At 60.1% G+C, this 26,120-nt stretch carries 26 protein-coding genes; 10 read left to right on the top strand and 16 right to left on the bottom strand.

Going from position 1 to position 26,120, the window contains the following annotated elements; translation table 11 throughout:
• Positions 1–70 precede the first annotated feature (70 nt).
• The 9 genes from PIB16_RS05860 (at position 71) to PIB16_RS05820 (ending at position 10,997) form a co-directional block, all read left to right on the top strand.
• Positions 71–1,000 carry a carbohydrate ABC transporter permease gene (locus PIB16_RS05860; protein ID WP_236766955.1) on the top strand — a complete coding sequence of 310 codons (930 nt, stop codon included), beginning with the start codon at positions 71–73 and terminating at the stop codon, positions 998–1,000.
• Positions 1,001–1,003: 3 nt separating this feature from the next.
• Entirely contained in the window at positions 1,004–1,840 is an 837-nt protein-coding gene (locus tag PIB16_RS05855; protein WP_003519646.1) for a carbohydrate ABC transporter permease, read from the top strand.
• Between the two features lie 4 nt (positions 1,841–1,844).
• Positions 1,845–3,017 (top strand): glycoside hydrolase family 88 protein, encoded by a 1,173-nt coding sequence (locus PIB16_RS05850; RefSeq protein WP_271045174.1) that lies wholly within the window; start codon positions 1,845–1,847, stop codon positions 3,015–3,017.
• Between the two features lie 13 nt (positions 3,018–3,030).
• The gene (locus PIB16_RS05845) at positions 3,031–4,140 is read left to right on the top strand and encodes an ABC transporter ATP-binding protein (RefSeq protein ID WP_125145027.1); all 1,110 of its coding nucleotides are present in this window, start codon (positions 3,031–3,033) and stop codon (positions 4,138–4,140) included.
• Between the two features lie 19 nt (positions 4,141–4,159).
• A complete protein-coding gene (locus tag PIB16_RS05840; RefSeq protein WP_271045173.1) occupies positions 4,160–4,864 on the top strand; it encodes a DUF624 domain-containing protein in 705 nt (234 codons plus the stop codon).
• Between the two features lie 48 nt (positions 4,865–4,912).
• The gene (locus tag PIB16_RS05835) at positions 4,913–6,193 is read left to right on the top strand and encodes an ABC transporter substrate-binding protein (RefSeq protein WP_003519651.1); all 1,281 of its coding nucleotides are present in this window, start codon (positions 4,913–4,915) and stop codon (positions 6,191–6,193) included.
• Between the two features lie 69 nt (positions 6,194–6,262).
• On the top strand, positions 6,263–8,128 hold the full coding sequence (locus tag PIB16_RS05830) for a DUF2264 domain-containing protein (protein ID WP_271045172.1): 1,866 nt from the start codon (positions 6,263–6,265) through the stop codon (positions 8,126–8,128).
• Positions 8,129–8,133: 5 nt separating this feature from the next.
• Positions 8,134–9,801, top strand: a complete 1,668-nt coding sequence (locus PIB16_RS05825; protein WP_271045171.1) for an acyltransferase — start codon at positions 8,134–8,136, stop codon at positions 9,799–9,801.
• Positions 9,802–9,851: 50 nt separating this feature from the next.
• On the top strand, positions 9,852–10,997 hold the full coding sequence (locus PIB16_RS05820; RefSeq protein WP_003519654.1) for an alpha-hydroxy acid oxidase: 1,146 nt from the start codon (positions 9,852–9,854) through the stop codon (positions 10,995–10,997).
• Positions 10,998–11,036: 39 nt separating this feature from the next.
• Here PIB16_RS05820 and PIB16_RS05815 read toward each other — a convergent pair whose 3' ends face one another.
• A complete protein-coding gene (locus PIB16_RS05815; protein ID WP_271045170.1) occupies positions 11,037–11,381 on the bottom strand; it encodes a hypothetical protein in 345 nt (114 codons plus the stop codon).
• Positions 11,382–11,616: 235 nt separating this feature from the next.
• Between PIB16_RS05815 and PIB16_RS05810 the strand changes: the two genes are divergently transcribed.
• A complete protein-coding gene (locus PIB16_RS05810) occupies positions 11,617–12,558 on the top strand; it encodes a bifunctional helix-turn-helix transcriptional regulator/GNAT family N-acetyltransferase (protein ID WP_271045169.1) in 942 nt (313 codons plus the stop codon).
• A 73-nt stretch (positions 12,559–12,631) separates the two neighbouring features.
• Here the strand turns inward: PIB16_RS05810 and PIB16_RS05805 are convergent, their stop codons facing one another.
• From PIB16_RS05805 to PIB16_RS05735, 15 genes are all read right to left on the bottom strand, one after another.
• Complete coding sequence (locus tag PIB16_RS05805; RefSeq protein WP_271045168.1) at positions 12,632–13,663, bottom strand: L-idonate 5-dehydrogenase; 1,032 nt, start codon at positions 13,661–13,663, stop codon at positions 12,632–12,634.
• Positions 13,664–13,728: 65 nt separating this feature from the next.
• Complete coding sequence (locus tag PIB16_RS05800) at positions 13,729–14,403, bottom strand: 4-carboxy-4-hydroxy-2-oxoadipate aldolase/oxaloacetate decarboxylase (RefSeq protein WP_271045167.1); 675 nt, start codon at positions 14,401–14,403, stop codon at positions 13,729–13,731.
• Positions 14,404–14,492: 89 nt separating this feature from the next.
• Positions 14,493–15,329 (bottom strand): ABC transporter substrate-binding protein, encoded by an 837-nt coding sequence (locus PIB16_RS05795; RefSeq protein ID WP_271045166.1) that lies wholly within the window; start codon positions 15,327–15,329, stop codon positions 14,493–14,495.
• 33 nt (positions 15,330–15,362) lie between these two features.
• A complete protein-coding gene (locus PIB16_RS05790; RefSeq protein ID WP_142845547.1) occupies positions 15,363–16,130 on the bottom strand; it encodes an amino acid ABC transporter ATP-binding protein in 768 nt (255 codons plus the stop codon).
• Positions 16,127–16,888, bottom strand: coding sequence for an amino acid ABC transporter permease (locus tag PIB16_RS05785; RefSeq protein ID WP_035225052.1), 762 nt, complete (start codon positions 16,886–16,888; stop codon positions 16,127–16,129). The genes PIB16_RS05790 and PIB16_RS05785 overlap by 4 nt, the downstream gene beginning before the upstream one ends.
• The gene (locus tag PIB16_RS05780) at positions 16,885–17,592 is read right to left on the bottom strand and encodes an amino acid ABC transporter permease (protein WP_003519671.1); all 708 of its coding nucleotides are present in this window, start codon (positions 17,590–17,592) and stop codon (positions 16,885–16,887) included. Before PIB16_RS05780 ends, PIB16_RS05785 begins: the two co-directional genes overlap by 4 nt.
• Positions 17,589–18,389: an SDR family oxidoreductase gene (locus PIB16_RS05775; protein WP_003519672.1), complete on the bottom strand. Its 801-nt coding sequence runs from the start codon at positions 18,387–18,389 to the stop codon at positions 17,589–17,591. The genes PIB16_RS05780 and PIB16_RS05775 overlap by 4 nt, the downstream gene beginning before the upstream one ends.
• Positions 18,390–18,558: 169 nt before the next feature.
• Complete coding sequence (locus PIB16_RS05770) at positions 18,559–19,494, bottom strand: 2-hydroxyacid dehydrogenase (protein WP_271045165.1); 936 nt, start codon at positions 19,492–19,494, stop codon at positions 18,559–18,561.
• 9 nt (positions 19,495–19,503) lie between these two features.
• Entirely contained in the window at positions 19,504–20,259 is a 756-nt protein-coding gene (locus PIB16_RS05765; RefSeq protein WP_271045164.1) for an SDR family oxidoreductase, read from the bottom strand.
• On the bottom strand, positions 20,256–21,242 hold the full coding sequence (gene denD, locus PIB16_RS05760; protein WP_271045163.1) for a D-erythronate dehydrogenase: 987 nt from the start codon (positions 21,240–21,242) through the stop codon (positions 20,256–20,258). The genes PIB16_RS05765 and denD overlap by 4 nt, the downstream gene beginning before the upstream one ends.
• A gap of 43 nt (positions 21,243–21,285) precedes the next feature.
• Positions 21,286–22,797: a tripartite tricarboxylate transporter permease gene (locus PIB16_RS05755; RefSeq protein ID WP_078052147.1), complete on the bottom strand. Its 1,512-nt coding sequence runs from the start codon at positions 22,795–22,797 to the stop codon at positions 21,286–21,288.
• Positions 22,794–23,246: a tripartite tricarboxylate transporter TctB family protein gene (locus PIB16_RS05750; RefSeq protein ID WP_078052148.1), complete on the bottom strand. Its 453-nt coding sequence runs from the start codon at positions 23,244–23,246 to the stop codon at positions 22,794–22,796. Before PIB16_RS05750 ends, PIB16_RS05755 begins: the two co-directional genes overlap by 4 nt.
• Before the next feature lie 71 nt (positions 23,247–23,317).
• On the bottom strand, positions 23,318–23,986 hold the full coding sequence (locus PIB16_RS05745) for a 4-carboxy-4-hydroxy-2-oxoadipate aldolase/oxaloacetate decarboxylase (RefSeq protein ID WP_035225065.1): 669 nt from the start codon (positions 23,984–23,986) through the stop codon (positions 23,318–23,320).
• Positions 23,987–24,083: 97 nt separating this feature from the next.
• Positions 24,084–25,037 carry a tripartite tricarboxylate transporter substrate binding protein gene (locus PIB16_RS05740; protein ID WP_271045162.1) on the bottom strand — a complete coding sequence of 318 codons (954 nt, stop codon included), beginning with the start codon at positions 25,035–25,037 and terminating at the stop codon, positions 24,084–24,086.
• A 94-nt stretch (positions 25,038–25,131) separates the two neighbouring features.
• Positions 25,132–26,019 (bottom strand): LysR family transcriptional regulator, encoded by an 888-nt coding sequence (locus PIB16_RS05735; RefSeq protein WP_271045161.1) that lies wholly within the window; start codon positions 26,017–26,019, stop codon positions 25,132–25,134.
• Positions 26,020–26,120: the final 101 nt, after the last annotated feature.

Here is a 26,120-nt window from a genome sequence, read left to right as displayed (position 1 = left end):
GCAGCCGGCACCGATGAAGCAGTGAAACGGCGGCAATGGGAGATATGCTGTGGCAATCGCAACCGCGACCATGTCCGACAAGCAGGCGACTCCGTATCGCAGGAAAAAACTCCGCATCGTCTCTAAACGGCGGCGCAGAATAGAAAATGCGCTCGTCGCCTATTCCTTCATTGCGCCCAATTTTCTCGGCTTTGCGATTTTCACGCTCGGACCCATCCTCTTTGCCTTTGCACTGGCCTTCATGCATTGGGATGGCTCCAATGCCATGCGTTTTGCCGGTCTCGATAATTTCTGGCGGCTTTTCGAGGACAGGGCCTTCATCGCGGCCTTCTGGAACACGGTCATCTACACCGTCGCGTCGGTGCCGGCCACGCTCGCCTGCGCGCTCGGGCTTGCGATCCTGCTCAACCAGAAAATCCTCGGCCGCAATTTCTTCCGCACGGCCATGTTCTTTCCCTATGTCGCATCGCTGGTCGCCGTGGCCGTCGTCTGGAACATGATTTTCAATCCGGAGATGGGTCCGGTCAACATGCTGCTCTATACGCTCGGCCTCGATCCCGCCGACATGCCGGGATGGGCGGCGGACCGGCACTGGGCCATGGTCACGGTCATCCTCTTCGGCGTGTGGAAGAGCATGGGTTATTACATGGTCATCTATCTCGCCGGGCTGCAGGGCATCAATTCGGAGCTTTATGAAGCCGCGGGGCTGGATGGCGCCAATGCCTGGCAGAAATTCATCCACGTCACCCTGCCGCAGCTTGCGCCAACGACCTTTTTCGTCACCGTCATGCTGACGATCCAGTCCTTCAAGGTTTTCGATCAGGTCTATATGATCACGCAGGGCGGTCCCGGTACCTCAACGCTGGTTCTCGTCTATCACATCTACAATGAGGCCTTCATTTCCTGGGATCTCGGCTATTCCAGCATGATCGCCCTCGTCCTGTTCTTCCTCGTCCTGATGGTCACCATCGTCCAGTTCAAACGGCAGCGGGAGGATTGATCCATGCGCATCATGGGCCGCAAAATCCCCGCCGCCACGATTGGCATCTATCTGACGGTCATCGTCGTCACCATCGTCATGCTTCTGCCCTTCGCATGGATGCTGTCGGCATCGCTGAAACTCAGCCGCGATGTCTTCGCGTTCCCGATCGAATGGATCCCCTCGCAGCCGCGCTGGGAAAACTATGTGGAAATCTGGACGAAAATCCCGCTGGCATTATTCATCTACAACACGTCGAAGCTGACGATCATCGTCACATTGCTGCAATTGCTGACCTCAAGCTTTGCGGCCTACGCCTTCGCCAAGCTGCATTTTCCCTACAAGAACACGCTGTTTCTCGGCTATATCGCCACCATCGCCATGCCCTGGCAGGTCTATATGGTGCCGCAGTTTCTGCTGATGCGCGAATTCGGGCTCAACAACACCCATCTCGCCCTGATTTTCCTGCAGGCCTTTACCGCCTTCGGCGTTTTCCTGATGCGGCAGTTTTATATGTCGATCCCGAACGAGCTTTGCGAGGCGGCGCGCATCGACGGCATGAACGAATACCAGATCTGGGCGAAGATCATGCTGCCGCTTTCCAAACCTGCGCTTTCCACCTTGACGATTTTCACCTTCGTCACGACCTGGAACGACTTCATGGGTCCGATGATCTATCTCACCAAGACCGAGCTGAAGACCATCCAGATCGGCCTGCGCATGTTCATTTCGCAATATTCGGCGGAATACGGATTGATCATGGCCGCCTCGGTCGTGGCGCTTGTCCCGGTTCTCGTCGTTTTCCTCGCATTGCAGCGCTTCTTCGTCGAAGGCGTCGCCTCCACCGGCCTCAAGGGTTGATTTCATGCTCGATTTGACCACGTCCCTCCCAACCCCGATCACCGCCGCCGAAATCGATGCGGCGCTGGCCGTGGCCGTCGCGCAGGTCAGGCGCAACCTGCCGCAATTTACCTATGCGGCGCAGAACCATTCGAGCGTGAAGAATTTTTACCCGGCAGTCGCCAACGACCAATGGACCGCCGGTTTCTGGCCGGGCCAGATATGGCTCGCCTTCGAACATACCGGAGACAGGACCTTTCAGCATGCGGCGCAAATTCAGGTGCAGAGTTTCCTGCATCGTATCGAAAACCGCATCGAGACCGATCATCACGATATGGGCTTTCTCTACTCACCCTCCTGCATCGCCGCATGGAAACTGGTGGGCGATGAGGATGGAAGACGCGCGGCGCTGATGGCGGCGGACCAGTTGATGGAGCGGTTCCAGCCGGTCGGGCAATTCATCCAGGCCTGGGGCCGCAGGGATAATCCCAACGAATATCGCTACATCATTGACTGCCTCTTGAACCTGCCGCTGCTTTATTGGGCAAGCCGCGAAACCGGCCGGGAAGACTACCGCACCGTGGCGCTTGCCCATGCCCGCACCACGCTTGCCCACTCCGTCCGGCCGGACGATTCCACCTATCATACATTTTACATGGACCCGGAGACCGGCGCGCCGGTGCGCGGCGTCACAAAACAGGGTTACAGCGATGAGAGCTACTGGGCCCGCGGACAGGCCTGGGGCATTGCTGGCATGGCCATTTCCTATCGATATGAACGCCTGCCCGCCTATCGCGACACCTTCGAGCGGCTTCTCGCATTCTATCTCAAACGCCTGCCCGACGATCTCGTACCCTATTGGGATCTGATTTTTGCGAATGGCGATGGCGAACCGCGCGACAGCTCGGCAGCGGCCATCGTCGCTTGCGGCCTCCTGGAAATGGCGGAACTGGAGACGCCGGAGAAGGCGGCGGAATATCGCGATCTGGCAAGGCGCATGGTGAAAAGCCTCGCCGATATCTATTCGGTGCGCGATCCCGCGATCTCCAACGGGCAGCTTCTGCACGGCACCTATTCCAAGAAGACGCCCCATAATACCTGCCGGGGCGAAGGCGTCGACGAGTGCGTCTCCTGGGGCGATTATTATTATCTGGAAGCGCTGATCCGGCTTTCGCGCAACTGGTCTTCCTATTGGTGAGCGCGAGGAACAGATGGCTAGCATTTCCCTGAAAAAACTCAACAAGACCTTCGGCGCGCTCAAGGTCGTTCACGATATCGATCTGGATATTGCCGACAAGGAATTCATCATCCTGGTCGGCCCTTCCGGCTGCGGCAAATCCACGACGCTCAGAATGATCGCCGGGCTGGAGGAAATCTCCGGCGGCGAGTTGCTCATCGGCGAGGACGTGATGAACGATGTCCCCTCGAAGGATCGCGACATCGCCATGGTGTTCCAGAACTATGCGCTTTACCCGCATATGACGGTCTATAAGAACATGGCCTTCGGTCTGGAACTCCGAAAGGCGCCGCGCGATCTCATCGACACCAAGGTCAAGGATGCGGCGAAAATTCTCGACATCACCCATCTCTTGAACCGCAAGCCGAAAGCGCTCTCCGGCGGCCAGCGCCAGCGTGTCGCGCTCGGCCGGGCCATGGTGCGCAATCCGGAAGTCTTCCTGCTCGATGAGCCACTTTCCAATCTCGACGCCAAGCTGCGCGGCACCATGCGTTCGGAAATCTCCAAGCTCCACAAGCGGCTGGACGCCACCTTCATTTACGTCACCCACGATCAGGTGGAAGCCATGACCATGGCGGACCGCATCGTGGTGATGAAGGACGGACATATCCAGCAGGTGGATACGCCGCAAAACCTTTACGACCGGCCGATCAACATGTTCGTTGCGGGTTTCATCGGCGCGCCGCAGATGAACATGCTGCCCGTGACGCTGCGCCGCGAAGGCGACCGCTTCATCGCCCTGTTCGACGGCAATCCGCTGCCTCTGCCGGCGGGCATCGATACCACACGCCTGCTCCCCCACGAAGGAAAGGACATCGTTCTCGGCATCCGGCCGGAAAACTTCCACGAATTCGCCCCGGCGGATATCGATGCCGCCAATGTCGCACCCTTCCGGGCGACGGTGGAACTGGCGGAGCCGATGGGATCGGAAGTGCATCTCAACCTCGTCTCCGGCGGCAGAAACCTTGTTGCGCGCGTCTCACCGCGTTTCAGGGCGAAGATCGGCGATCCCGTCGAACTGGTGGCCGATCTGACGAATGCACAGCTTTTCGATCCCGCCACCGAGCGATCGATCCTTTATTGAGGCGACGGGGAGAAACGCGATGCAATGGCTGGAAGGGTTATGGACGAAGGAAGGGGCCGGGATCGACAAGAACGCCCCGCCGCTGACCGGCCTTGCCCTTTTCCTCGATATCATCAAGCGCGAATGGTGGGAGATGGTGAAGCTCAACCTCCTCTTCATCATCGCCAGCCTGCCGGTGGTGACGATGCCGGCGGCGATGCTGGCCATGGCCCGCATCTCTGTTTCCTTCGCAAATGACGAGAATACCTATCTGCTGCGCGACTTTCTCGAGGCCTTGCGGAAATTCGCCCTGCGCGGCACCGCGCTTGTGGTTTTAAGCGCGCTGCTGGTGAGCGCCGGTGCTTATGCGACCGTCAGCTATGCCAGTGCCGCCCGGCTTCAGCTCGTCTATAGCCTGCCTTTTGCGATCAGCCTGGCGGTCACGCTGTTTCTCATCCTCCTCAGCGCCTATGCCAGTGTTGTTCTGGCCAAGCGGGACCTGCCGCTTTCGGAAACCCTGCGGCAGGCGGCGTTTCTGGCGCTCACCAGGCCATTGCCAATGCTTGCGGCGCTCGGCTTCGTCGCAGCGCTCTCGCTCGCGCATATCCTCTTTTATCCGGTGTCGGTTTTCATGCCGGCCACCATCAATTTTTCGCTCGGCATGTTCGCCCTCTGTTTCGCAGCGAGAAACGCCGCCGCAAAAACACGCGCGCGGATGCCCGAACCGGCGGGGAGCGGCACTTAAAGCAGACCAGAATCAAAACGACATCAGTCAGGGAAGGAGAAACGGGCTATGGAGTTTAAGACAACCAGACGTGCATTCGCTCTCGCAACCGCCGGTCTCGGCATTGCCATGGGCATGGGAGGAACGGCGTTCGCTGCGGGCGATGCGCCCGTTACGCTGAAATGGGCGCTGTGGGATCTGGACAAGGGCGCATATTTCAAGCCCTTGATGGAGGCCTACAAGCAGAAGCATCCGAATGTGACGTTCGAGGTGGTCGACCTCGGCTCGCAGGATTATACGCAGATGATATCCACGCAGCTCACCGGCGGCTCCAAGGATATCGATGTCGTCACCATCAAGGATGTGCCCGGCTATGCCAATCTGGTGCGCGCCGGCAACATCACCGATCTCAGCGGCTTCATCAAGGACCAGAAGATCGAGACGGCCCCCTATGGCGGCCTGATCGAGGAGCTGACCATCGACGGCAAGATTTACGCCCTGCCGTTCCGCTCGGATTTCTGGGTGGTTTATTACAACAAGGATATTTTCGACAAGGCCGGCGTGCCTTACCCCACCAACGACATGAGCTGGGCGCAGTTCGATGAGATCGCCGGCAAGCTGAAGGGCGGCATGGGCGCAAACCGCACCTATGGCGCGCTGCTGCACACCTGGCGTTCGACGGTGCAGCTGCCCGGTATTCAGGATGGCAAGCACACGCTTGTGGACGGCAACTATGAATTCCTCAAACCCTGGTATGAGCGTGCGCTTGCCCTGCAGAAAAGCGGCGCGATACCGTCCTATGCCTCGCTGAAAACATCGAACACCCATTATTCCGCTCTGTTCTTCAACGGAACGATCGGCATGCTGCCCATGGGAACATGGTTTGTCGGCACCCAGATCGCCAAGGTGAAATCCGGCGAGTCGAAAAGCGTCAATTGGGGCATCGTGAAGTTCCCCCATCCGGATGGTGTGGCGGCAGGCGCGACGGCCGCGCAGATTGCCGGATTGTCGGTCAATGCCAATTCCGGCCACAAGGAAGCGGCGCTGGACTTCATCCACTTCGTTACCGGACCTGAAGGCGCGGCGATCATTGCCTCCACCGGCACTTTCCCTGCGCTCAGAACCGATGATGTGGCCGAGAAGATCGCAGCGCTGCCGGGCTTCCCGCAGGACCAGAACAGCAAGGACGCGCTGCAGGCCGGCAAGGCCTATCTGGAAATGGCGGTCAACCCGAATGCGGCCAAGATCGAAGTCGTTCTTAACCGCGTGCATGACGCGCTGATGACCGACAATATCTCCATTGATGACGGCATCAAGGACATGAATGACGGCGTCAAGGCCATCAAATAATTGCCACAGGGCCGCGGGCGATGAGCCTGCGGCTCTTTCCATTGATCATGAATCCGGACATTCGTAACCGTGCCTCACGAGACCGCCACAGCCAATCCGCTCTTTAACAATCCGCTTCTCGGCAGGGACGATCTCGCAAAGTCGGTGATCGATCTTTTCAACCCGCTGCTTGCCTGTTTTTCACCGGGCGGCGCGCGTGTCCGGCTCGGAGCAACGGGGGCGATTTTCGATTTTCCTGCGGCGGACCTGGAGGGTTTTGCCCGGCCATTATGGGGCATCGTTCCGCTCGCCGCCGGCGGTTATGACTTTCCCCATTGGGATCTCTACAGGCGTGGACTGGCCAACGGCGCCAACCCCGCCCATCCCGAATATTGGGGCGATACGGCTGATCGGCACCAGCGGCTGGTCGAACTGGCGGCGATAGGATTTGCGCTTGCCATGGTTCCCGAACATATCTGGGAGCCGCTTGCCGAAACGGACAGGCAGGCTGTCGCCGCCTATCTTCTGTCCGCCCGCGAGCGGGAATTCGTCGACAATAACTGGAAATTCTTCCGCGTTCTGATCGATCTCGGGCTGGAGCGGGTCGGTGTGGAATTCGACCGGACCAAGACCCAAACCTATCTCGATGAACTCGAGGCTTTCGATATCGGCAACGGCTGGTATCGCGACGGGCCGGTGCGCCGGGTCGACCATTATATTCCCTTCGCCATGCATTTTTACGGCCTGATCTATACGGTGCTGGCGAAAGGCGACGACACGCGAAAGACACGCTTGCTCGAACGCTCGCGCATTTTCGCGCGCGACATACGCCACTGGTTCGGGCCCGACGGGGCCTCGCTCGCCTTCGGGCGCAGCCAGACCTACCGTTTTGCGGCGGGCGGTTTCTGGGGCGCTCTTGCCTTTTCCGGTCTGGAAGCGCTGCCGTGGCCGGAAATCAAGGGCTATTACATGCGCCATATCCGCTGGTGGTCGAAGCGGCCGATCGCGGACCGCGACGGCGTCCTGTCGGTCGGATACGCCTATCCAAATCTTCTGATGAGCGAGAGCTACAATTCTCCCTGCTCGCCCTATTGGGCGCTTAAATTTTTCCTGCCGCTGGCGCTGCCCGCCGATCACCCGTTCTGGACTGCGGAAGAAGCCGAACCGCAGGAATTTGCCGAACCGGTTCCCCTCGCTGAGCCTGGCATGGTGGCCTTTCATACGCCGGGCAATATCGTGGTCCTGTCCTCCGGGCAGCAGCACGACAGGATGCGTGGCGCGCAGGAAAAATATTCGAAATTCGTCTATTCCACCCGCTACGCCTTCAATATCGAAGCGGATGACCGGCATTTCGCCGCCGCGAGCTTCGATGGCATGCTCGGCCTTTCCGACGACGGCGTGCACTTCCGCACCCGCGAGACGATGGAAGAAGCGTTGATCGCCGAGGATTGCCTCTATTCCCGCTGGCGGCCATGGGCAGATGTCGAGATCGAAACCTGGCTCGTGCCGCAAAACCCCTGGCACATAAGGCTGCACCGCATCCGCACACCGCGCCCGCTGCAAACATCAGAAGGCGGATTTGCCATAGAACGCGCCGATTTCAACCGCGACCGCACCGAGGCGAGCGAAGGTCGCGCGGTCTGTTACGGACAGACTGACACCAGCCTCATTGTCGATCTTTCGGCTGGCATTCAGCGCGAAGGCGTGTGCCATCAGGCAATCGCCAATACCAACCTCATTCACGCCAGAACCCTTGTTCCGCAATTGCGCGGCGCCATCGCCTCCGGCGAAACGCTGCTCGTGACGGCGGCCATGGCACTGCCAACCGGCAAAGAAGCAGAGGCAGCATTGGCTGCCCTCCCCGAGAGTCCCGATCTCCCGAGGCTGGAAGAGATGTTCAAACGGGAGGGGCGGCGCGTTCCCGCCTATGCTCTCGATGAAAACCGCGCAGGCTGACGGAGATGACCGACGACACACCGGGTGTTTCCCAAAGATCGGATCGGCTGAACATCCTGACCTGGGAGCGGAGACGGGAGGATATCAACAGCCCCGACCATCAGGCGCGGCTGCATGACCTTGAGCGCTCTGGAAACGCCGTTTTCGGGCAGGGCGTCTACATCGCCGCTAGGGCCGAGGTGCATACGGACAGGCTATTAATGGGTGCGCAGTCGTGGATCGCCGGTTACGCAATCGTGCGCGGCGATATCGAACTGGGCGAAAATGTCTCGATCAACCCCTATGCCTGTCTTTCCGGTAAGGTGACAATCGGCAATGGCGTACGCATCGCCTCACATGTCAGCATCGTCGGCTTCAACCATGGCTTCGACGACATTGAAACTCCGATCTATCGCCAGCCGCTGACCTCGCTAGGGATAGAGATCGGCGACGACGTCTGGATCGGCGCCAATGCGGTTGTGCTGGATGGCGTGAAGATAGGGCGCGGCGCAATTATTGCCGCAGGCGCGGTGGTGGCGAAGGACATTCCCGCCATGGCCATTGCAGGCGGCGTTCCCGCCCGGGTTCTGCGATATCGCGGAGAAAAAACGGCCGCGCCGAAGCTGACAAAGCCCGATGGCCTGCTGCAAGAACTCGGTAAGGAGATTGCCGGCGACTGGCTTGCCGCCATCCGCTCTTGTGGCGAGGATGGCATCTATCGTTCCGCCGATGCATCCGGAGATGAGGTCGAAAGCGTCAGGCATCTGTGCGATGCCATCGAGATCGCAGCAACCTTCGGACAGGAAAAAATCGCTTTCCATGCCGGAAAAACCGTGGCCAGTCTTCAGGCACTGCAGGATCAGGAAACGGGGCTGTTTCTTAACCGTCACCACCGCCCCTCGACGCCTCCCGAGAAGGACCCTGCCGTCCTTTATAATATTCTGGCTGTCGGATATGCGCTTGAATGTTTCGGTGCCGCGCCGAAACAGCCGATCGCTTTCGTGGAGCGTCTGCGTGCAGACGAACTCATCCTCCTGCTGGAAGAGTTGCCGTGGCAAAGCCGGGCATGGCATTGCGGCGCCACCATAGACGCCATTGCCACCGCGCTTTATTTCAACAGGCGCTATTTCACATCCGGCGACAACCTCACCGTTCTCTTCGGCTGGCTGGCCATGAATGTGGATAAAACCACCGGGCTTTGGGGTGAGCCGACTGCCGCACAGGGCCTGCTGCAACCGGTCAACGGCTTTTACCGGCTTACCCGCGGCTCTTACGCACAGTTCGGCCTGCCCCTTCCCCATCCGGAAGCAGCGATTGACTCCGTTATCGCCAATTATCATGCCTATGGCGGTTTCCATGGCGAGGATTTTAATGCCTGCAACCTGCTCGATACGATCCATCCGCTTCTTCTGTGCCTGAAACAGACGGATCACCGGCAGGACGAGGCGAAGGAAATCGCCCGCGAAATTCTGCGCCGAAATGAGGGACGCTGGCAAAGGAACAAGGGATTTGCCTTCGCCGAGGGGCATCCGGCCGGGCTGCAGGGCACGGAAATGTGGATGTCGGTTCTCTGGCTTTCAGCAAAGCTTCTCAATGCGGAACATCTTCTGCCGTTCCGACCTCACGGCATCCATCGCTTCGAGCCTGCGGAAATCGTCCGTGGCCTGATTGCCCGCTATAAATCTCCGGTATAGGTTTCCGACACTCTTTTGAAAGCTTTCAAACCGGACCGGTCGAGTAAAAGATGCAACTCAAAGACTGCTATAATTTCCACGATTTTCGCCGCATGGCCAAACAGCGTCTGCCCGGACCGATCTTCAATTATATAGACGGCGCCGCCGATGATGAGGTGACGTATCGGCGAAACACGGCCGCCTTCGAAAAATGCGATCTCGTTCCCGATGTGCTGCGGGGCGTGGCTGATGTGGATATGTCGGTCACCGTCATGGGGCAGAAGCTGTCCATGCCGGTCTATTGTTCGCCGACGGCGCTGCAACGCCTCTTCCACCATCAGGGGGAACGGGCGGTTGCGGCAGCGGCGGGGAAATACGGTACGATGTTCGGCGTCTCCTCGCTCGGCACCACGAGCCTTGAAGAAGCGCGCCGGATCAGCGGCGGCCCGCAGGTCTATCAGTTCTATTTCCACAAGGATCGCGGCCTCAACCGCGATATGATGGCGCGCGCCAAGAGCGCCGGTGTCGAGACGATGATGCTGACGGTGGACAGCATTACCGGCGGCAACCGCGAGCGCGACAAGCGGACCGGCTTTGCCATTCCGTTCAAGCTCAATCTTTCCGGCATCGCGCAATTCGCCATCAAGCCGGCCTGGGGCATCAATTACCTGACGCATGAGCGCTTCAGCCTGCCGCAGCTCGACGACCACATTAAAATGGACGGCGGCGCTCTTTCCATCAGCCGCTATTTCACCGACATGCTCGACCCTTCGATGAACTGGGACGATGTGGCGCAAATGGTGCGCGAATGGGGCGGGCCGTTCTGCTTAAAAGGCATCATGTCGGTGGATGACGCCAGACGCGCCGTGGAGATCGGCTGCAGCGGCATTGTGCTTTCCAATCACGGCGGCCGCCAACTCGATGGCTCCCGCAGCGCCTTCGATCAGCTGGCCGAGATCGTCGATGCGGTCGGCGACCGGATCGATGTGATGATGGATGGCGGCGTGCAGCGCGGCACCCATGTTCTGAAAGCATTGTCTCTCGGCGCAAAAGCGGTGGGGCTCGGCCGCTATTATCTTTTCCCCTTGGCTGCTGCCGGGCAACCGGGCGTCGAACGGGCACTTGAGCTGATGCGTATCGAAATAGAGCGCGGCATGAAGCTGATGGGCTGCACCTCCGTCGATCAACTCACACGCCGGAACCTTCGGTTCCGTTGAACAGGCAGGACGTTAGAGAAGAACTGGGGCGGAGCGCGATCACAACCGACTACTGAAACCGCATGCCGTTTCAGCCGCGTTTCGTCGCTGTTCCTGAAGCGCCATGCCGATGTTCCAGACGAGGGCCAGGCAAACAAGTCCGCAAAAACAGGCTGAAATCAGCGAGCGATGGCGTTTGGCTCCGGAGAGAAACATCCAGCCGATAATTGCATAGGCCGCAAGCGCCGGCACCGCGGCAATCAGAACGGATATGGGGCCATCGCAATCGACGGTCTCGACGCCGATGGCGCGATATTCATTCGGGGTTGCCACCAGGCCGAGGACGGCCACCGGAAACATGGCCGCTAAAACCGCGTAACGGAAAAATCGGGGCGTGTCGGGCATGCCTGCTCCATAGCCGGATAATCAACTACCGCAAACCGCGCAGGTAAGGTCCCGCCGCGCGATCTCAGCGAATATCCATCTTGCCGATAATATCGGTTTAGCCGCCATTGTCGGCGACCGGAAGAGCAGATTGCCCGCTTTTGCTGAGAAAGCCAGCCTTTTACGTCGGGAGCAATCTTGGCAAGTCAGGCGGAATATGATTATGGTTGCATGATGCAACCATAATGGATTGAACGTGCCCCAACAGCCATTCCCCATAAACGACATACGTTCCACCTCCCGCCGGCTCGTCCGCGAACTCGGCTTCATGGGGGGAGATTTTGCAGGCACCGATCTGCCGCCCTCCGCCGTGCATGCCCTGATTGAGATCGAGGCATGCCCCGACATCACGGCGCGGGATCTGGGAAAACTTCTGCGGCTTGAAAAATCGAGTGTCAGCCGCATGCTGCGCAAGCTCGTCCTGTCGGGCGATGTTCGCGAAGAAACGGATGAAGGAGACAGCCGCATCAAGCGGCTGCGTCTTACGGGTCAGGGACAAGAACAGGTGAGCGCCATTCATGGCTTCGCGAACCGGCAGGTCTCCGGCGCCCTGACGCAGCTTACATCGGCGGATGCCGACACGATCCTCCAGGGACTTCGTCTTTACGCCGATGCGCTGGGAGACAGGACCGATACCGTTGCTCCCTCCATGGAGATACTGGAAGGATACAGACCCGGCATCATTGCCCGGATCACGCAGATGCATGCGCTCTATTACGCCCGGACATCCGGATTCGGCCAACGTTTCGAATCCGTCGTGGCCGGAGGCCTTGCCGCTTTTTGCAACCGGCTCGAAAGCCCGAAGAATGCGATCTGGGTCGCAATGCGCGGACAGGAGATCATTGGCTCCGTCGCTATCGATGGCGAAGATCTCGGAGCTAATATTGCGCATCTGCGCTGGTTCATCGTTGATGACGGGGTGCGCGGTAGCGGTGTCGGACGCAGACTGCTGGAAACCGCACTGGCCTTCGTCGATGAAAAAGGCTTTGCCGAAACCCATCTCTGGACATTCAACGGCCTGCTGGCCGCACGGCACCTTTACGAAACCCATGGCTTCAAATGCGTCGAGGAACATCCGGGCAGCCAGTGGGGAAGCGAGGTTCTGGAACAGCGCTTTGTCCGGTCACGGCCCGAATGATCTTTCAACCGCGCACAAACGGCCGCAATCGGAATCGTCCTGCGGCCGTTTCGAAATCGGGTACCGGCACCCGTTAAAAGGCGAGTTGAACCTTCATCGACCTGCTTCTGTCACCGGCGGCTTCGAATGCCGCGACTGCCTCTTCTAGCGGAAAGGTTCCAGTCAGCAGGGGCTTCAGGTCGACACGGCGCTGGTTGATGAAATCGACGGCAAGTCCGAATTCCTCATGGAACCGGAAGGTGCCCTTCATCTCGATTTCCTTGGCGACCACCATATTCTGCGGAATGGACACATCGCCGCCAAGACCGAGCTGAACCACCGTGGAACGCGGTTTCAGCGCTTCAAGACCAGAACGGACGGCTCTCTCATTGCCGGACGCCTCGAATTGCACATCGAAATAACCCTTGTTTGCCGAATAGGCGGAGAGCGCATCCGGGTCATCGGCGACATTGATGACACGGTCGGCGCCGATGGCGAGCGCCTTTTGCAGAACCGCATCCATGACATCAGTCGCGACGATTTCCCGGGCGCCATGGGCGCGCGCGGCAATGATCGCCAACGCACCGATCGGCCCGCAGCCGGTGACCAGAACGCGTTTGTCGGTTAAGGCACCGGCGCGGTTGACCCCATGCAGCGTTACCGCGAAAGGTTCGGCCATGGCCGCTTCATGAATGGAGACGCCATCCCGCACCTTGTGGCACTGATACGCCTCGGCGACGAGACGCTGACGAAACGCGCCCTGAATATGCGGCATGGGCATGGCGGAGCCATAAAAGCGCATGTTCAGGCACTGGTTCTGCTGACCCTCCAGGCAGAATTCGCAATGGTTGCAGGGCCGGCTCGGCGATACGGCAACACGGTCGCCAACGGCGAGACCGGAGACACCCTCTCCCAAAGCCTTGATGGTGCCGGCGACCTCATGGCCGAGGATCATCGGCTCCCGCACGCGCACGGTGCCGAAGCCGCCATGATTGTAATAATGCAGGTCGGAGCCGCAGATGCCACCCGCTTCGATGGCGACCTCGACCTGCCCCGGACCGGGCTGCTCGGTCTCCCGTTCCTCGATCCGCAGATCCTTCGCCGCGTGGATGACAACCGCTTTCATAGTCTCTCCTCCCGTAAGGCTCACACGGCGGCAGTCGCCGCCGTTGCCCATTGTCCAGACTTGTCTCAGATATCGACCACGAGGCCCTTGGCTTTCAGAACCGGCTCGAGCTTGCTGACCTCGATCACCGACTTGCCCCGCTTGTAGGCTTCGATGTAGCCCGCCTCGGCATCTTCGCGGGCCTGCGAAAGCTTGGCCGCTTCGTGTGCCTCCTCGCGCCTGACGACCACAAGGCCATCGGCGTCGCCGACGATGATATCGCCCGGATTGATGATCTCGCCGCCGACGATCACCTGATCGTTGACCGCCGCAATGGTCTCCTTGACCGTACCCTTGATGCAGACGCTGAGCGAGAAGACCGGAAAGCCGAGGTCCCGCAGCTGCAGCGTGTCGCGCACGCCGGTATCCGTTACCAGGCCGCCGATGCCTTTTGCGAGGCAGGCATTGGCCAGCACGTCACCGAACGAACCGGCTTCTTCATATTCGCCGGCGGAAACGACGATGATATCGCCCGGCTTGGCATAGTTGATGGCAAGCTGCAGCATGATGTTGTCGCGCGGCGCGCATTTGACCGTGAAGGCCGGGCCGCAGAGCTTCATGCGATAATCGACCGGCTTCAGCCGCGAGGACAATGCGCCGCGGCGTCCCTGCGCCTCATGGATCGTGGCGGGAGAGAATCTGGCAAGGGCGTCGACATCCGCCTTGGCCGGACGCTGCGCGATATCTTTAATGTGGATCATGAAAACCTCCCACGTTGAAGCTGTCGGCGAGAGCGTCTCGCCGACCGATAGTGTTGAAGAGTTGGAAATTGCCGAGGCTGAGCCGAAGCTCAGGGGATCGGGTCGAACTTCAGTTCGGACAGAGGCACGACCTTGTCGGTGCGCGTCATCTTGTATTCGGTGTTCGGGCCAAGCCACTTGTCCCAGATGCGGTTGATTTCGCCATCCGCATCGAGCTTGCGCAGGATTTCGTTGATCTTCGCAGTCAGCGCCGGGTTGTCCTTGGCCATACCGATGCCGATGGGCTGGAAGAGCATCGGCTCTTCGATCATGCGCATCTGCTTGCCCTTGGTCTTGGATTCGTTGACGAACTTCGTCATCGTCATGGTGTTGCCGACGATGCCGCGCGCCTTGCCCTGCTGCACGGCGAGATAGGCGGATGCCGTATCCTGGAACGTCAGCGGCTCGGACTTGTTGAGCTTGACGGAGAGTTCCGATGTCGAGCCCTTGCTGGATGCGATCCGCTGACCGACAAAATCGGACTTCTTGGTGCCGGGGTCATCGACCGGAACGATCAGCATTTCCTTCGCCAGATAATATGGGTCGCTGAACTGGATCTGTTCGGCCCGGCTCTGGGTATAAGCGAGGTTGGCGACCGAGAGGTCGACGCGGCCGAGCTTGACTTCGGGAACGCGCGCTTCGACAGACACCGGCTTGATCTCGGCCTTGACGCCGAGTTCCTTGGCGATGGCGCCGCACAGATCGACATCGAAGCCGGCCATTTCGCGCGTCTTCGGGTCCGGCGAGGCGAAAGGCGGCACATCGGCGAATGTCGCGCAACGCAGCGTCTTGTTCGCAACGATCGTATCGAGCTGGTCGGCCTTGGCCGGAATGACCGCAGCCGAGGTTGCCAATATGGCGGTAAGAGTAATGCACTTCCAGTTCATTTCAGTTCTCCCGTTATTATATAGAGGTTGGGTCTAGTGTCTCAAATCGGCAAGAAACCGCTGGGCACGCGGATGTTGCGGATTTTTGAAAAACTCGTCCGGTTTTGCCGTTTCGAGAATGCGCCCGGCATCGATGAACCAGATGCGATCGGCCACTTCACGGGCAAAGCCCATTTCATGGGTGACGCAGAGCATTGTCATGCCTTCGGCGGCGAGGCTCTTCATGACGGCGAGCACTTCGCCAACCATTTCCGGATCGAGCGCTGAGGTCGGCTCGTCGAACAGCATGACCGGCGGCTCCATGGCGAGCGCCCGCGCGATGGCGACGCGCTGCTGCTGACCGCCGGAAAGCTGCGCGGGATAGGAACTGGCTTTGTCGGCCAAGCCGACGCGGTCGAGAAGCTTCAGCGCCTTGTCATGGGCGACGGCCGGAGAAACGCCCTTCACCCGGACCGGCGACATGGAGACATTCTCCACCACCGACAGATGCGGGAAGAGGTTGAAGCTCTGGAAGACGAAGCCCACACGGCTGCGCAGTGCGTTCAGCTCCTTTGCGCGCATCTGGGCATGGATGTTCCTGCCATCCAGCATGATCGAGCCGCTGCTGATCTCTTCCAGACGGTTGATCGTGCGGATGAGGGTGGACTTGCCGGAGCCCGACGGCCCGCAGATGACCACGACCTCGCCACGGGTGACGTTTTCGTTGACATCCTTTAGCACCTGATAATCGCCATAGCTTTTGCAGACCTGCGAAAGCGTGATGGTGTAGGCGTCCTGAGTGGCGGAAACTGGCGCGGTCATAGCTGCTCCGTAGCGATATTGGCGGGGGCCGGTGCCGTGTCTGCGGCAAGCTTGCCGCGCGGGCCGGCCCGGCGGCGGGCGATGCGCCGCTCGAGAAGGTTGGCGACATGGGTGAGCGACCAGCAGATGATGTAATAGACCAGCGCCAGAATGAGGAAGACCTGGAAGGGCTGGGTCAGAAGCTGATTGTTCACCTGGTTCGCCGCAAAGGTCAGGTCCGGCACATTGATGACGTAACCGAGCGTCGTATCCTTGATGGTGGATACGAAGGTCGAGATCAGGCTCGGGATCATGTTGTAGAGCGCCTGCGGCAGGATGACATAGCGCATCGCGCCGAAATAACCGTGGCCGAGCGCCCGTGCCGCATCCATCTGCCCCGTGCCCAGCGATACGATTCCGGCACGGACGACTTCGCTCATGAAAGCGCCCTGATAGATGACGAGCGTGGTCAGCATGGTGACGAAGCTCGGCACGTCTGCCCCGGTCCAGAGCGGAACGAGAAAATAGCTCCAGAGAATGAGCATCAGCAGCGGCACTCCACGGGTGAAATAAACCACTGCGGTCACCGGCCAGCGCAGGGCCCGCCATTTCGACAGCCGCGCCAGCGCCATCAGAATGCTGACGGGGAAGGCAAGCGCAATGCTAAGCGCCGACAGGATGAGCGTGTTGGCAAGGCCGCCGAGCGGGCCGTTGGGATATTGGCCGATCAGGAGCAGCAGCCAGTAATCCTGGATGATTGCGATCATGTCGTGGATCATGCCCGCGCCCTCCGCAGAGGATCGGCACGCATGGAGATATAGGCTCCAAGACCCATGATCAGCAGCGAGAAGAACAGATAAAGCACGGTGGCGACCAGATAGACCTCAAACGTTCGGAAACTCAGATTTTCGACTTCCTTGACCGCATGGGTGAGTTCCGGTGCGCCGATCAGAACGCCGAGACTGCTGTTCTTGAAAAGCGAGGTACTGTGGTTGATGAGCGGCGGCAGCGCGTTGCGAACGCCCTGCGGCATGATGACGAAGCGCATGGCCGAGACATAGCTGTGGCCAAGAGCGCGCGCCGCCTCCATCTGGCCGGGATTGATGGAACGCACGCCCGAACGCAGATCCTCGCTGAAATAGGCGGCCTGACAGAGACCAAGGCCGATAATGGCGAAGATCGCTTCCGCATTATGACTGGAAAGCCAGCTGGCCAGCCCGCTCGGCAGCAGCGTGAAGACGCCGAAATACCAGAGCATCAGCTGCACGAGCGTCGGCACGTTGCGGTGATAGGACACATAGGCCGCCACCAGCGGATCGCCGAAGCGGAAGGGCGAGAGGCGGATGGCGAGAAGCACGATGGCGAGCGACATGGCGAGCAGCCACGAGCCGGCATAGATGATGAACGTCATCTGGATGCCATGCAAAAGCATCGAGACGTAGTCCGCATTGTTCAAAATTGCGCCGAGGTCAAAACCGCTCACGCGACTTTTCCTCCGGCTCCGCCCGCCGCGACCTTTTCAGCCGGCCGATTTTCAACCGTTTGGGGCTTGGCCGTCTGCAGCCCGCCCATGACCTGAAGCGTCGGGGTAATTTCCATGTGGCCGATATTCATGGCCACGGGTGCGGCGATGGCAAAGGCAATCGCATCGGCGATATCTGACGCCTGCGGCAGCTCGAAACCATCGATGAAACGTTCGCGAATGCTCGGATCATTTCCGTGCACATGGTTGAAAATATCAGTCGCGACGCGGCCGGGGCAGATTTCCGTCACCCGCACGCGTTTGCCGAAAGCATCGATACGCAGCTGGTTGGACAGCATCGCCACGCCGGCCTTGCTGGCATGATAGGTGGAATTGCCGCCGAAATTGTAATTGCCGGCAATGGAGGAGATGTTGATGACATGACCGCGATCGCGCGCCACCATGCCCGGCACCACCATGCGGCACAGATGCAGCACGGCGCGCAGGTTGACGTCGATCAGGAGATCGATATCGCTCTCATCCGCTTCCAGAAACTTCTTCGGGCGGTCGACGCCGGCATTGTTCACGAGGACATCGAACGCAACTTCGCTGGTGAGCTTTGCAAGCGCCGGCCGGTCCGTCACATCGATGGCATGTGCGAAGCAGCCCGTGCGCTTCGCCAGCTTGTTGAGAGCGTCCGCGCTTCTGGCAACCGCATGCACTTCCAGCCCTTCGCGGCAAAGGCGCTCAACGACGGCGGCGCCAATTCCGGAAGATGCGCCGGTTACGAGTGCGGTCTTGTAGTCTGAGAATGGCATGTTTGTCCCCTATCGTTGAGCAAACATTAGTGAAGCTTTCATCGCTTGCCTAAGACCGATTTTTTTTGGAGTAATAAGCAACTTGTATGGATGGCGATTGCACCACTTTAAGCGATGCGGCAATCCGGCCGGCAGGGCATATGTTCCCGGTGCCGGCCACAGGTATATTCTAGACCACCGCCGTCGGCAGGTCCTGTCCTGCGAAATGCGCATCCAGATTGGCGAGAACCAGAGCGCCCATCTGAAGCCGCGTCTCATGGGTCGCAGCGCCGATATGCGGAGCGAGAACGACATTGCGCATGCCGATCAGCACCTCAGGAACATGCGGCTCGGTCTCGAAAACATCCAGTGCCGCCCCCTTCAGCCCGCCTGCCACAAGAATATCGACCAGCGACTTTTCATCCACCAGCGATCCTCTGGCGACATTGACGAGCACGCCATCCGGCCCCAGCGCCTCCAGCACCTCGCGGTTGATCGCGTGCCTGGTCTCCGGCGTCGCCGCCGCCGCGACGATCAGGACATTGCAGGCGCTTGCGAGCGACACTGCCGTTGAATGATAATCATAGGCCACGTCCTGTTTCCGCCGGCTGAAATAGGAAATCTCCGCGTCGAAGGCTTCCAGCCGCGCCGCGATAGCGCGGCCTATGCGGCCAAGCCCGTAAATCCCGTAACGCCGCCGCGAGGCCTTGTTGCCAAGCGGCATCTCGGCTTTTTCCCACTCCCCCGAGCGGACATGGTGATCCGCGCTGACGAGCTGGCGCAGCAGCATGATGGAAAGGCCGATGGCGAGATCGGCGACATCCTCGGTCAGCACGTCCGGCGTGTTCGTGACCCTGAAGCCGCGCGCGCGGGCCTGATCGAGGTCGACCTTGTCGAAACCGACGCCGTTGATGGCGACGATTTCGAGAGCGGGCAGGCAGGCGGCGAGATCAGGGGCAAGGCCGATATGACCGCCGGTGACGACAGCCCTTATCGAAGCCGCCTCCGCCTGCAGAAACGCCTGTTTGTCGGATATTTCGTGCCAGCGATGGACCCGGAAGCGCTTTTGCAGTTCGGCTTCTATCTGTGGCTGAAGCGGGTAGGTTTGCAGAAGATCGGGCTTCATGCGCGCTCCTTAGCCGCGACCGACGAAAGGCATGCCGCTCGCCATAACCGTCATGGTCAGCACATTCGCTTCCAGCGGCAGCGAGGCCATATGCACCACGGCTTTGGCGACGATGCTGGCATCGATGGTCGGTTCGACGGCGGTGCTGCCATCCGCCTGCAACACACCGGTTGCCATGGCGCGCGTCATTTCCGTGCTGGCATTGCCGATATCGATCTGCCCGCAGGCGATGTTGAATGCCCGGCCATCCAGCGCGGCCGACTTGGTAAGGCCGGTGATCGCGTGTTTGGTCGCGGTATAGGGCGCCGAACGCGGCCGCGGCGTGGTGGCCGAAATCGAGCCATTATTGATGATGCGCCCGCCCTGCGGCGATTGCGCCTTCATCTGGCGAAATGCCGCCTGGGTGCAGAGAAAGGCGCCCGTGAGATTGGCCCCGACCACCGCGTTCCAGGTTTCGAACGGCACATCTTCGATATGGACAGCCGGCGCCGACATGCCGGCATTGTTGACCAGAACATCGAGACGGCCAAAACGTCCGGTGACCTCCGCAAACAGCCGTTCGACATCGGCCGGTACGGAAATATCGGCCGCGACGGCAAGAATACGGTCTCCATATTCGCGCCATTCGCCAACGGCGGCATCCAGAACCTCACGCCGCCGCCCGGTGATCGCGACGCTGTAACCCTCTTCCAGAAGCGCTTTGGCAATCGCCTTGCCGACTCCTGTTCCTCCGCCCGTAACGAGCGCGATCTTTCCATCACTCATGCTGCTTTCCCCTCCAGCTCATCTTCCACATGCGCCTGAATGATCTCGGCAAAGGATGTTTCCGCCCTGAAGCCAAGCGACAGCGCCAGTTGCGGATCGTAATCCTCGGCCCAGCCGTCGACGATCCGGATGATACGCTCGTCGGGAACACGCTTGATAAGCGCCACGGCCTTTTCCCCGGCAAAGGCGCGCAGGGCCTCGATTTCATCGGCCACCGTCGCCGAAAGTCCCGGCATGATGAGATTGCGGCGAACGCCGAGCCCGGAGAGATCGACGCTCGCGGCGCGCAGCAGGAAGGCGACGGCCGAGCGCGGGCTGGCGAACCAGTGGCGCACGGTATCGGCAACGGGCAACACCGCTTCCTGGCCCACCAGCGGTTCGCGCAGAATATTGGAGAAGAAGCCGGAGGCGGCCGCATTCGGCTTGCCGGGGCGGATACAGATGGTGGGCAGGCGGATGCTGACGCCATCGAAGAAACCGCGACGGCTATAATCCGCAAGCAACAGCTCCACGATCGCCTTCTGCGTGCCATAGCTGGTCAACGGCGCCGGCAGGAACTCGTCGCCAATTACCTTGGGGAAAGGCGACCCGAAAACCGCGAGCGACGAGCAGAAGACCACACGCGGGCGGTAGCCATCCTTCTGATGCTCCAGACGAATGGCTTCGAACAGCGAACGTCCGCCATCGAGATTGATGCGATAGCCCTTCTCGAAATCGGCCTCCGCCTCGCCCGAAACCACGGCGGCGAGGTTGAAGATCACATCCGGTCGCTTGGCAATCAGCTTTTCGGCGACGCCGGCATTCGACAGATCGCTGCGCTCGATGGTCAGCTTGCCGCCAAAGCCCTTCGGCGCGGCCGCCTCGAAAACATCCGTCAGCGTCATTTCCGTGATCTTCTCACCGCCAAGCGTTCCGTCAGAAGCGAGACGTTGCGTCAATTTGCGGCCGATCATTCCCGCCGCGCCGATTATCAGAATATGCATTGTTTCACCTTTGTTTGGCCGGCCGTGCCGGCTCGATTGATCGTCAGTCGTCATCACCCTGAAACACCACCTCGCGACGGCGCATGATCGCCGGCATCGCCATCATGATGACGACCATGCCGGACAAGGCGAGCAGGGTGGCGCTGATCGGATGGGTGACGAATGTCGAGAAACTGCCCTGCGAAATCAGCAGCCCAAGGCGCATGTTCTGCTCCAGAAGCGGACCGAGAACGAAGCCCAGCACCAGCGGTGCTGGCTCGCAGCCGATCTTGCGCAGGAAGAAGCCGACAATGCCGAAAACCGCGCAGAACAGAACGTCGACGACGCTGTAGGAAAGCCCGTAAGCCCCGATGGCGCAGAACATCAAAATGGCGGGGCACAAGAAGCGGTAGGGAATGCCGAGAAGGCGAACCCAGATGCCGATGAGCGGCAGGTTCAGCACCAGGAGCAGAAGATTGCCCACCCACATGCTGGCGATAAGCCCCCAGAAGAGATCGGGCCGCGACTGCATGACTTCAGGTCCCGGTGTAATGCCCTGTATCATCATCGCCCCGACCATCAGCGCCATCAGGCCGTTGGCGGGAATACCGAGCGTCAGAAGCGGGATGAAGGAGGTCTGCGCGCCGGCATTGTTGGCGCTTTCCGGCCCCGCCAGCCCTTCGATTGCGCCCTTGCCGAAACGGGATGGATCCTTGGCGATCTTGCGCTCCAGCGCGTAGCTCGCGAAAGAACTCATAATCGCACCGCCGCCGGGCAGCACGCCGAGGAAAGAGCCGAGCGCCGTGCCGCGCAGCACGGCCGGAAAGGCTTGCTTGAAATCCTGCCGGGTCGGCATCAGCGATCCGGTTTTTACCGTGTCCGCATCGCGCTCCACGCCCTGCTGCAGGTTGAAGAGGATTTCGCTGACGCCGAGAAGCCCGATGGCGAGAACGACGAAATCGATACCGTCGAACAGTTCCGCCATGCCGAAGGTGAAGCGCTGCTCACCCGATGTCGGATCGATGCCGACGAGGCTGAGTGCAATGCCGAAGGCGACCATGCCGACCGCCTTGACCGGTGATCCGCTCGACAGGAACACGGCAAACAGCAACCCGAAGATCACCAGACTGAAATAATCGGCCGGCCCGAAGGCCAGTGCCACGGCAGAAAGCGGCTTTGCGACAACGACGATCAGGATGGTCGCCACCGTGCCGGCAAAAAACGACCCGAGCGCCGCCGTGGCCAGCGCCACACCCGCCCTGCCCTGCCGGGCCATGGCATAACCATCGATGCAGGTGACGACGGACGAGGATTCGCCCGGCAGATTGACGAGGATCGCCGTTGTCGAGCCGCCATATTGCGCGCCATAAAAAATGCCCGCCAGCATGATCAGTGCGGCCGTATCCGGCATCGTATAGGTGATGGGCAGAAGCAGCGCGACGGTGGCGGAAGGGCCGATGCCCGGCAGGATGCCGATCATCGTGCCGAGCGTGACGCCAAGCAGGCAGTAGAAAAGGTTTACTGGCGTGACGGCCACACCGAACCCGAGGATGATATTAGAAAAAAGATCAGTCATGGCAGCAGCGGTATCCTCTGTCCGAGGCCGACAACAAAAATGAGGATGCAGGCAAGGATGAGCACCGCCGAAAGCAGCAGAACTTCAACCGGCCGGATCCTGCCATAGGCGATGCAGGCGAGCACGATCAGCACGAAAGCGGCGGCGATGAAGCCCAATGGCTCGATCAGCAGCGCAAAACCGACAATGCCGGCGACCGCCAGAAACGGACGCATTTTCGGCGCCACCCAGGCTTCGGACGGTGTCTTTCCCAGCAAATCCTGCAAAAGCAGCGCGATGCCGAGTGCGAACATCAAAGCCGCGATGACCGTCGGCATATAGCCGGGTCCGGGCTGGAAATTGGTGCCCATGCTCAGCGGCCGCGCGCCATAATAAAGCCCTGCGGCGGCGGCCAGAAAGAAGGCCCCGGACAGAATATTCGCGGTCAGTTTCGAGCCGTTTTCGGCCATGATTATCTCCCCTCCTCATCGGAAATACGCCGCGCCTCCCGACACGGCGTATCCGACGTTTAATCACTGGCTTAATCGGCCCAGACACATCCCTTCGAGCGCATCATGTCGTAGCGATCTTCGATATCCATCTTGCCCTGACGGTGCAGTTCCATCATGTGGTTCTCGTGATCGTCGCGCTCCCGGCAGGCCTTGACGAGTTTCGGGATATCGCTCTCGCGAACGACGACAACGCCGTCATCATCACCGCAGACGATATCGCCGGGGCTGATCAATTCGCCGCCCACCACGACCGGATGGTTGATGGTGCCAAGCGTGTCCTTGGAGGTTCCCTTCATGCAAAGGCCGAGCGAGAACACCGGGAAACCGATCTCGCGCAACCCCTTGCCATCACGCACGGCGGCGCTGACCACGAAGCCGACAATGCCCTTGCCGATACAGGCGGCAGCCAGCACATCGCCGAAGCCGCCCTGATTGGGGTTGTCGCCGCCATCGATGACCAGCACATCGCCGGGCTTTGCCAGATTGATGGCCTCGAAGATCATCAGATTATCGCCGATATGGCATTTCGCGGTGATTGCCGGGCCGCAGATTTTCAGGCCGGGCTTGATCGGCTTGATGCGATAATCGAGAGCACCGAGCTTGCCCTGCGCCTCGTGAATGGTGGCGGGGCTGAATTTGCTGATCGCCTCGATATCGGCTCTGGAAGGGCGCTGGAAATTGCGGATGACATGGGCCATGGGCCGGATTCCTTTCAACAGTGGGTCATGCCTGGGCCAAGCGCGGCCCAAGCGTCAATTTTCATTGGGGATGAGAGAAGCGGTCGGTGCCGGTCGCTTATTTTGTCCAGGGCTTGCTTTTCCAGAGCTCGGCCAGATTGGCGTTGCCCTTCTTGAGCGCCTCGGCAAATTCGGCCTGTGTCAGCGGCAGCATCGTCAGCTCGCGCTTTTTGGCATCGGCAAGATAATCCGGGTCCTTCAGCGCCTTCTGGAAAGCATCGACCAGCCTGGCCTCCACATCCGCCGGCAAGCCCTTCGGCGCGCCGAAGCCCGCCAGCAGGCTGAACTGAACATTGTAGCCGGCTTCCTTGAAGGTCGGCACATCAGGAGAAAGCGGCGAACGCTCGGCACCGGAGGTCGCGAGCACACGCAGCGCGCCGGAACGATTGTCGGCGAAGACCTCATTGAGATTCATGAAACCGAGCGTGACGTGGTTGCCGAGCATGGCAAGCCGTGCCGGCCCGCCGCCATTGAAGGGCACGAAATTGAGCTTCACGCCCGCCGCCTCTTCAAACAGCAAAGCGGTGATCTGGCTCGGATGACCGATGCCCGTCACGCCGACGACGACCGGGTTCCCCTTGGCCGCCTCCACAAATTCCTTCGCGGTCTTGATCGGCGACACCTTGTTTACCGTCAGCGCCAGATCGCCGCCGATCTGGTTTGCAAGCGGCGTGAAGGCGTCTTCCTTGTAGCTGGCATTGCCCTGCACGATCGGCGAATACATGGACGGGAAATTCAGCGCCCCGATGGTGTAACCGTCAGGCTTCGCATTGGCGATATAGGTCGCGCCGATCAACCCGCCAGCACCTTCGCGGTTTTCCACCACGACCGACGTGCCGAGATATTTTTCAAGATAGGGCACCAGCGCCCGCGACTGGATATCGGTGCCGCCGCCGGCCGGATAACCGATGACGAGCGTCACCGGCCGCTCCGGATATTCCGCCGCCGCCCCTCCCGCAGCCAGCATTCCCGCCGCCACCAGCATGCCGAACAGAGATGTCTTCAAACGCATATCTTTTCCTCCCCGATACGCTTTCACCGGGGAGGCTAGGAAGAAGCCATCAACAATACAAATACCGAGTTTTCAATTTACCCATACAGATCGTTTATGGGTTGAATGCCGGCTCACGTCTTGCGACAGCCCGCAAAAGGTCGCGGAACAGCCTGAACGTTCGCTCATCCACCTCCCTGCCCTTCAGCAGATGGATGGAGCGATAAATGACGGGCTCGGTAATGTGAGCGGCCTGAAGCTGGCCGGCATCCTGCTCCTGCTGCACCGAATTCCATGACAGGATCGTCGCACCGATACCGGCGCTGACGGCGCGTTTGATCGTATCCTGCCCGTCGATCTCCATGGTCACGTTCAGTGTTATTCCGGCACGGGCAGCGGCCTCGTCGATCGATATGCGCAGTGGATTGTCCTTCGGCGGCAGGATCAGGTTGAGCCCTGCCGCAGCCTCAAGCGGCATCGACCGGCCGATAGGCCTTGAAGAAACGGCAAACAGGCTCTCCTTGACGATAAGATCGTCGGCCTTGTCCTCCGCACCGACCAGCGCAACGGCCATATCCACCTTGCCGAGACGGATGAGCCGCAGGGATTCGTCATTGCGCGCCTCTATCAGCCGCAATGAGACCTTGGGCATCGAAGCGGCAACCTCGCTGATAATGCTCGGCGCAAAGGCGGTCGCCCAGGAGGGAATGAGGCTCAGCCGGATCACCCGCTCATCCAGATAGGCCATGGCCCGGATTTCCGCCTCCGCCTGCCGCACCTTCTCGGTAATCTCCCGCGCATGGGAAAGCAGGACTTCACCCTTTTCCGTCGCCTTCACCCCGCGCGCCAGCCGGTGCAGCACGGGAAAACCCACCAGCCGTTCCAGTTCCGTGATGTGATGGCTGAGCGCCGGCTGGGCGATCCCCAATTGCCGCGCCGCCGCCGACATGGAGCCGCAATCGGCAATCGCGACCAGATATCGCAGCCTGCGCAAATCCAACATGCCCGCTTAAACCTCCCGCCGGTTCGAGATGCGATCATGACACCAAATCACCGCAGGGGCCTAGGGGAAAAGCGCCGTCCGGTGGTCCTGCCTGTCTTCAA

The organism is Agrobacterium sp. ST15.13.015 (genome assembly GCF_027871645.1).
Classification (GTDB): domain Bacteria; phylum Pseudomonadota; class Alphaproteobacteria; order Rhizobiales; family Rhizobiaceae; genus Agrobacterium; species Agrobacterium leguminum.
This window is presented reverse-complemented; position numbering and strand designations above follow the sequence as displayed.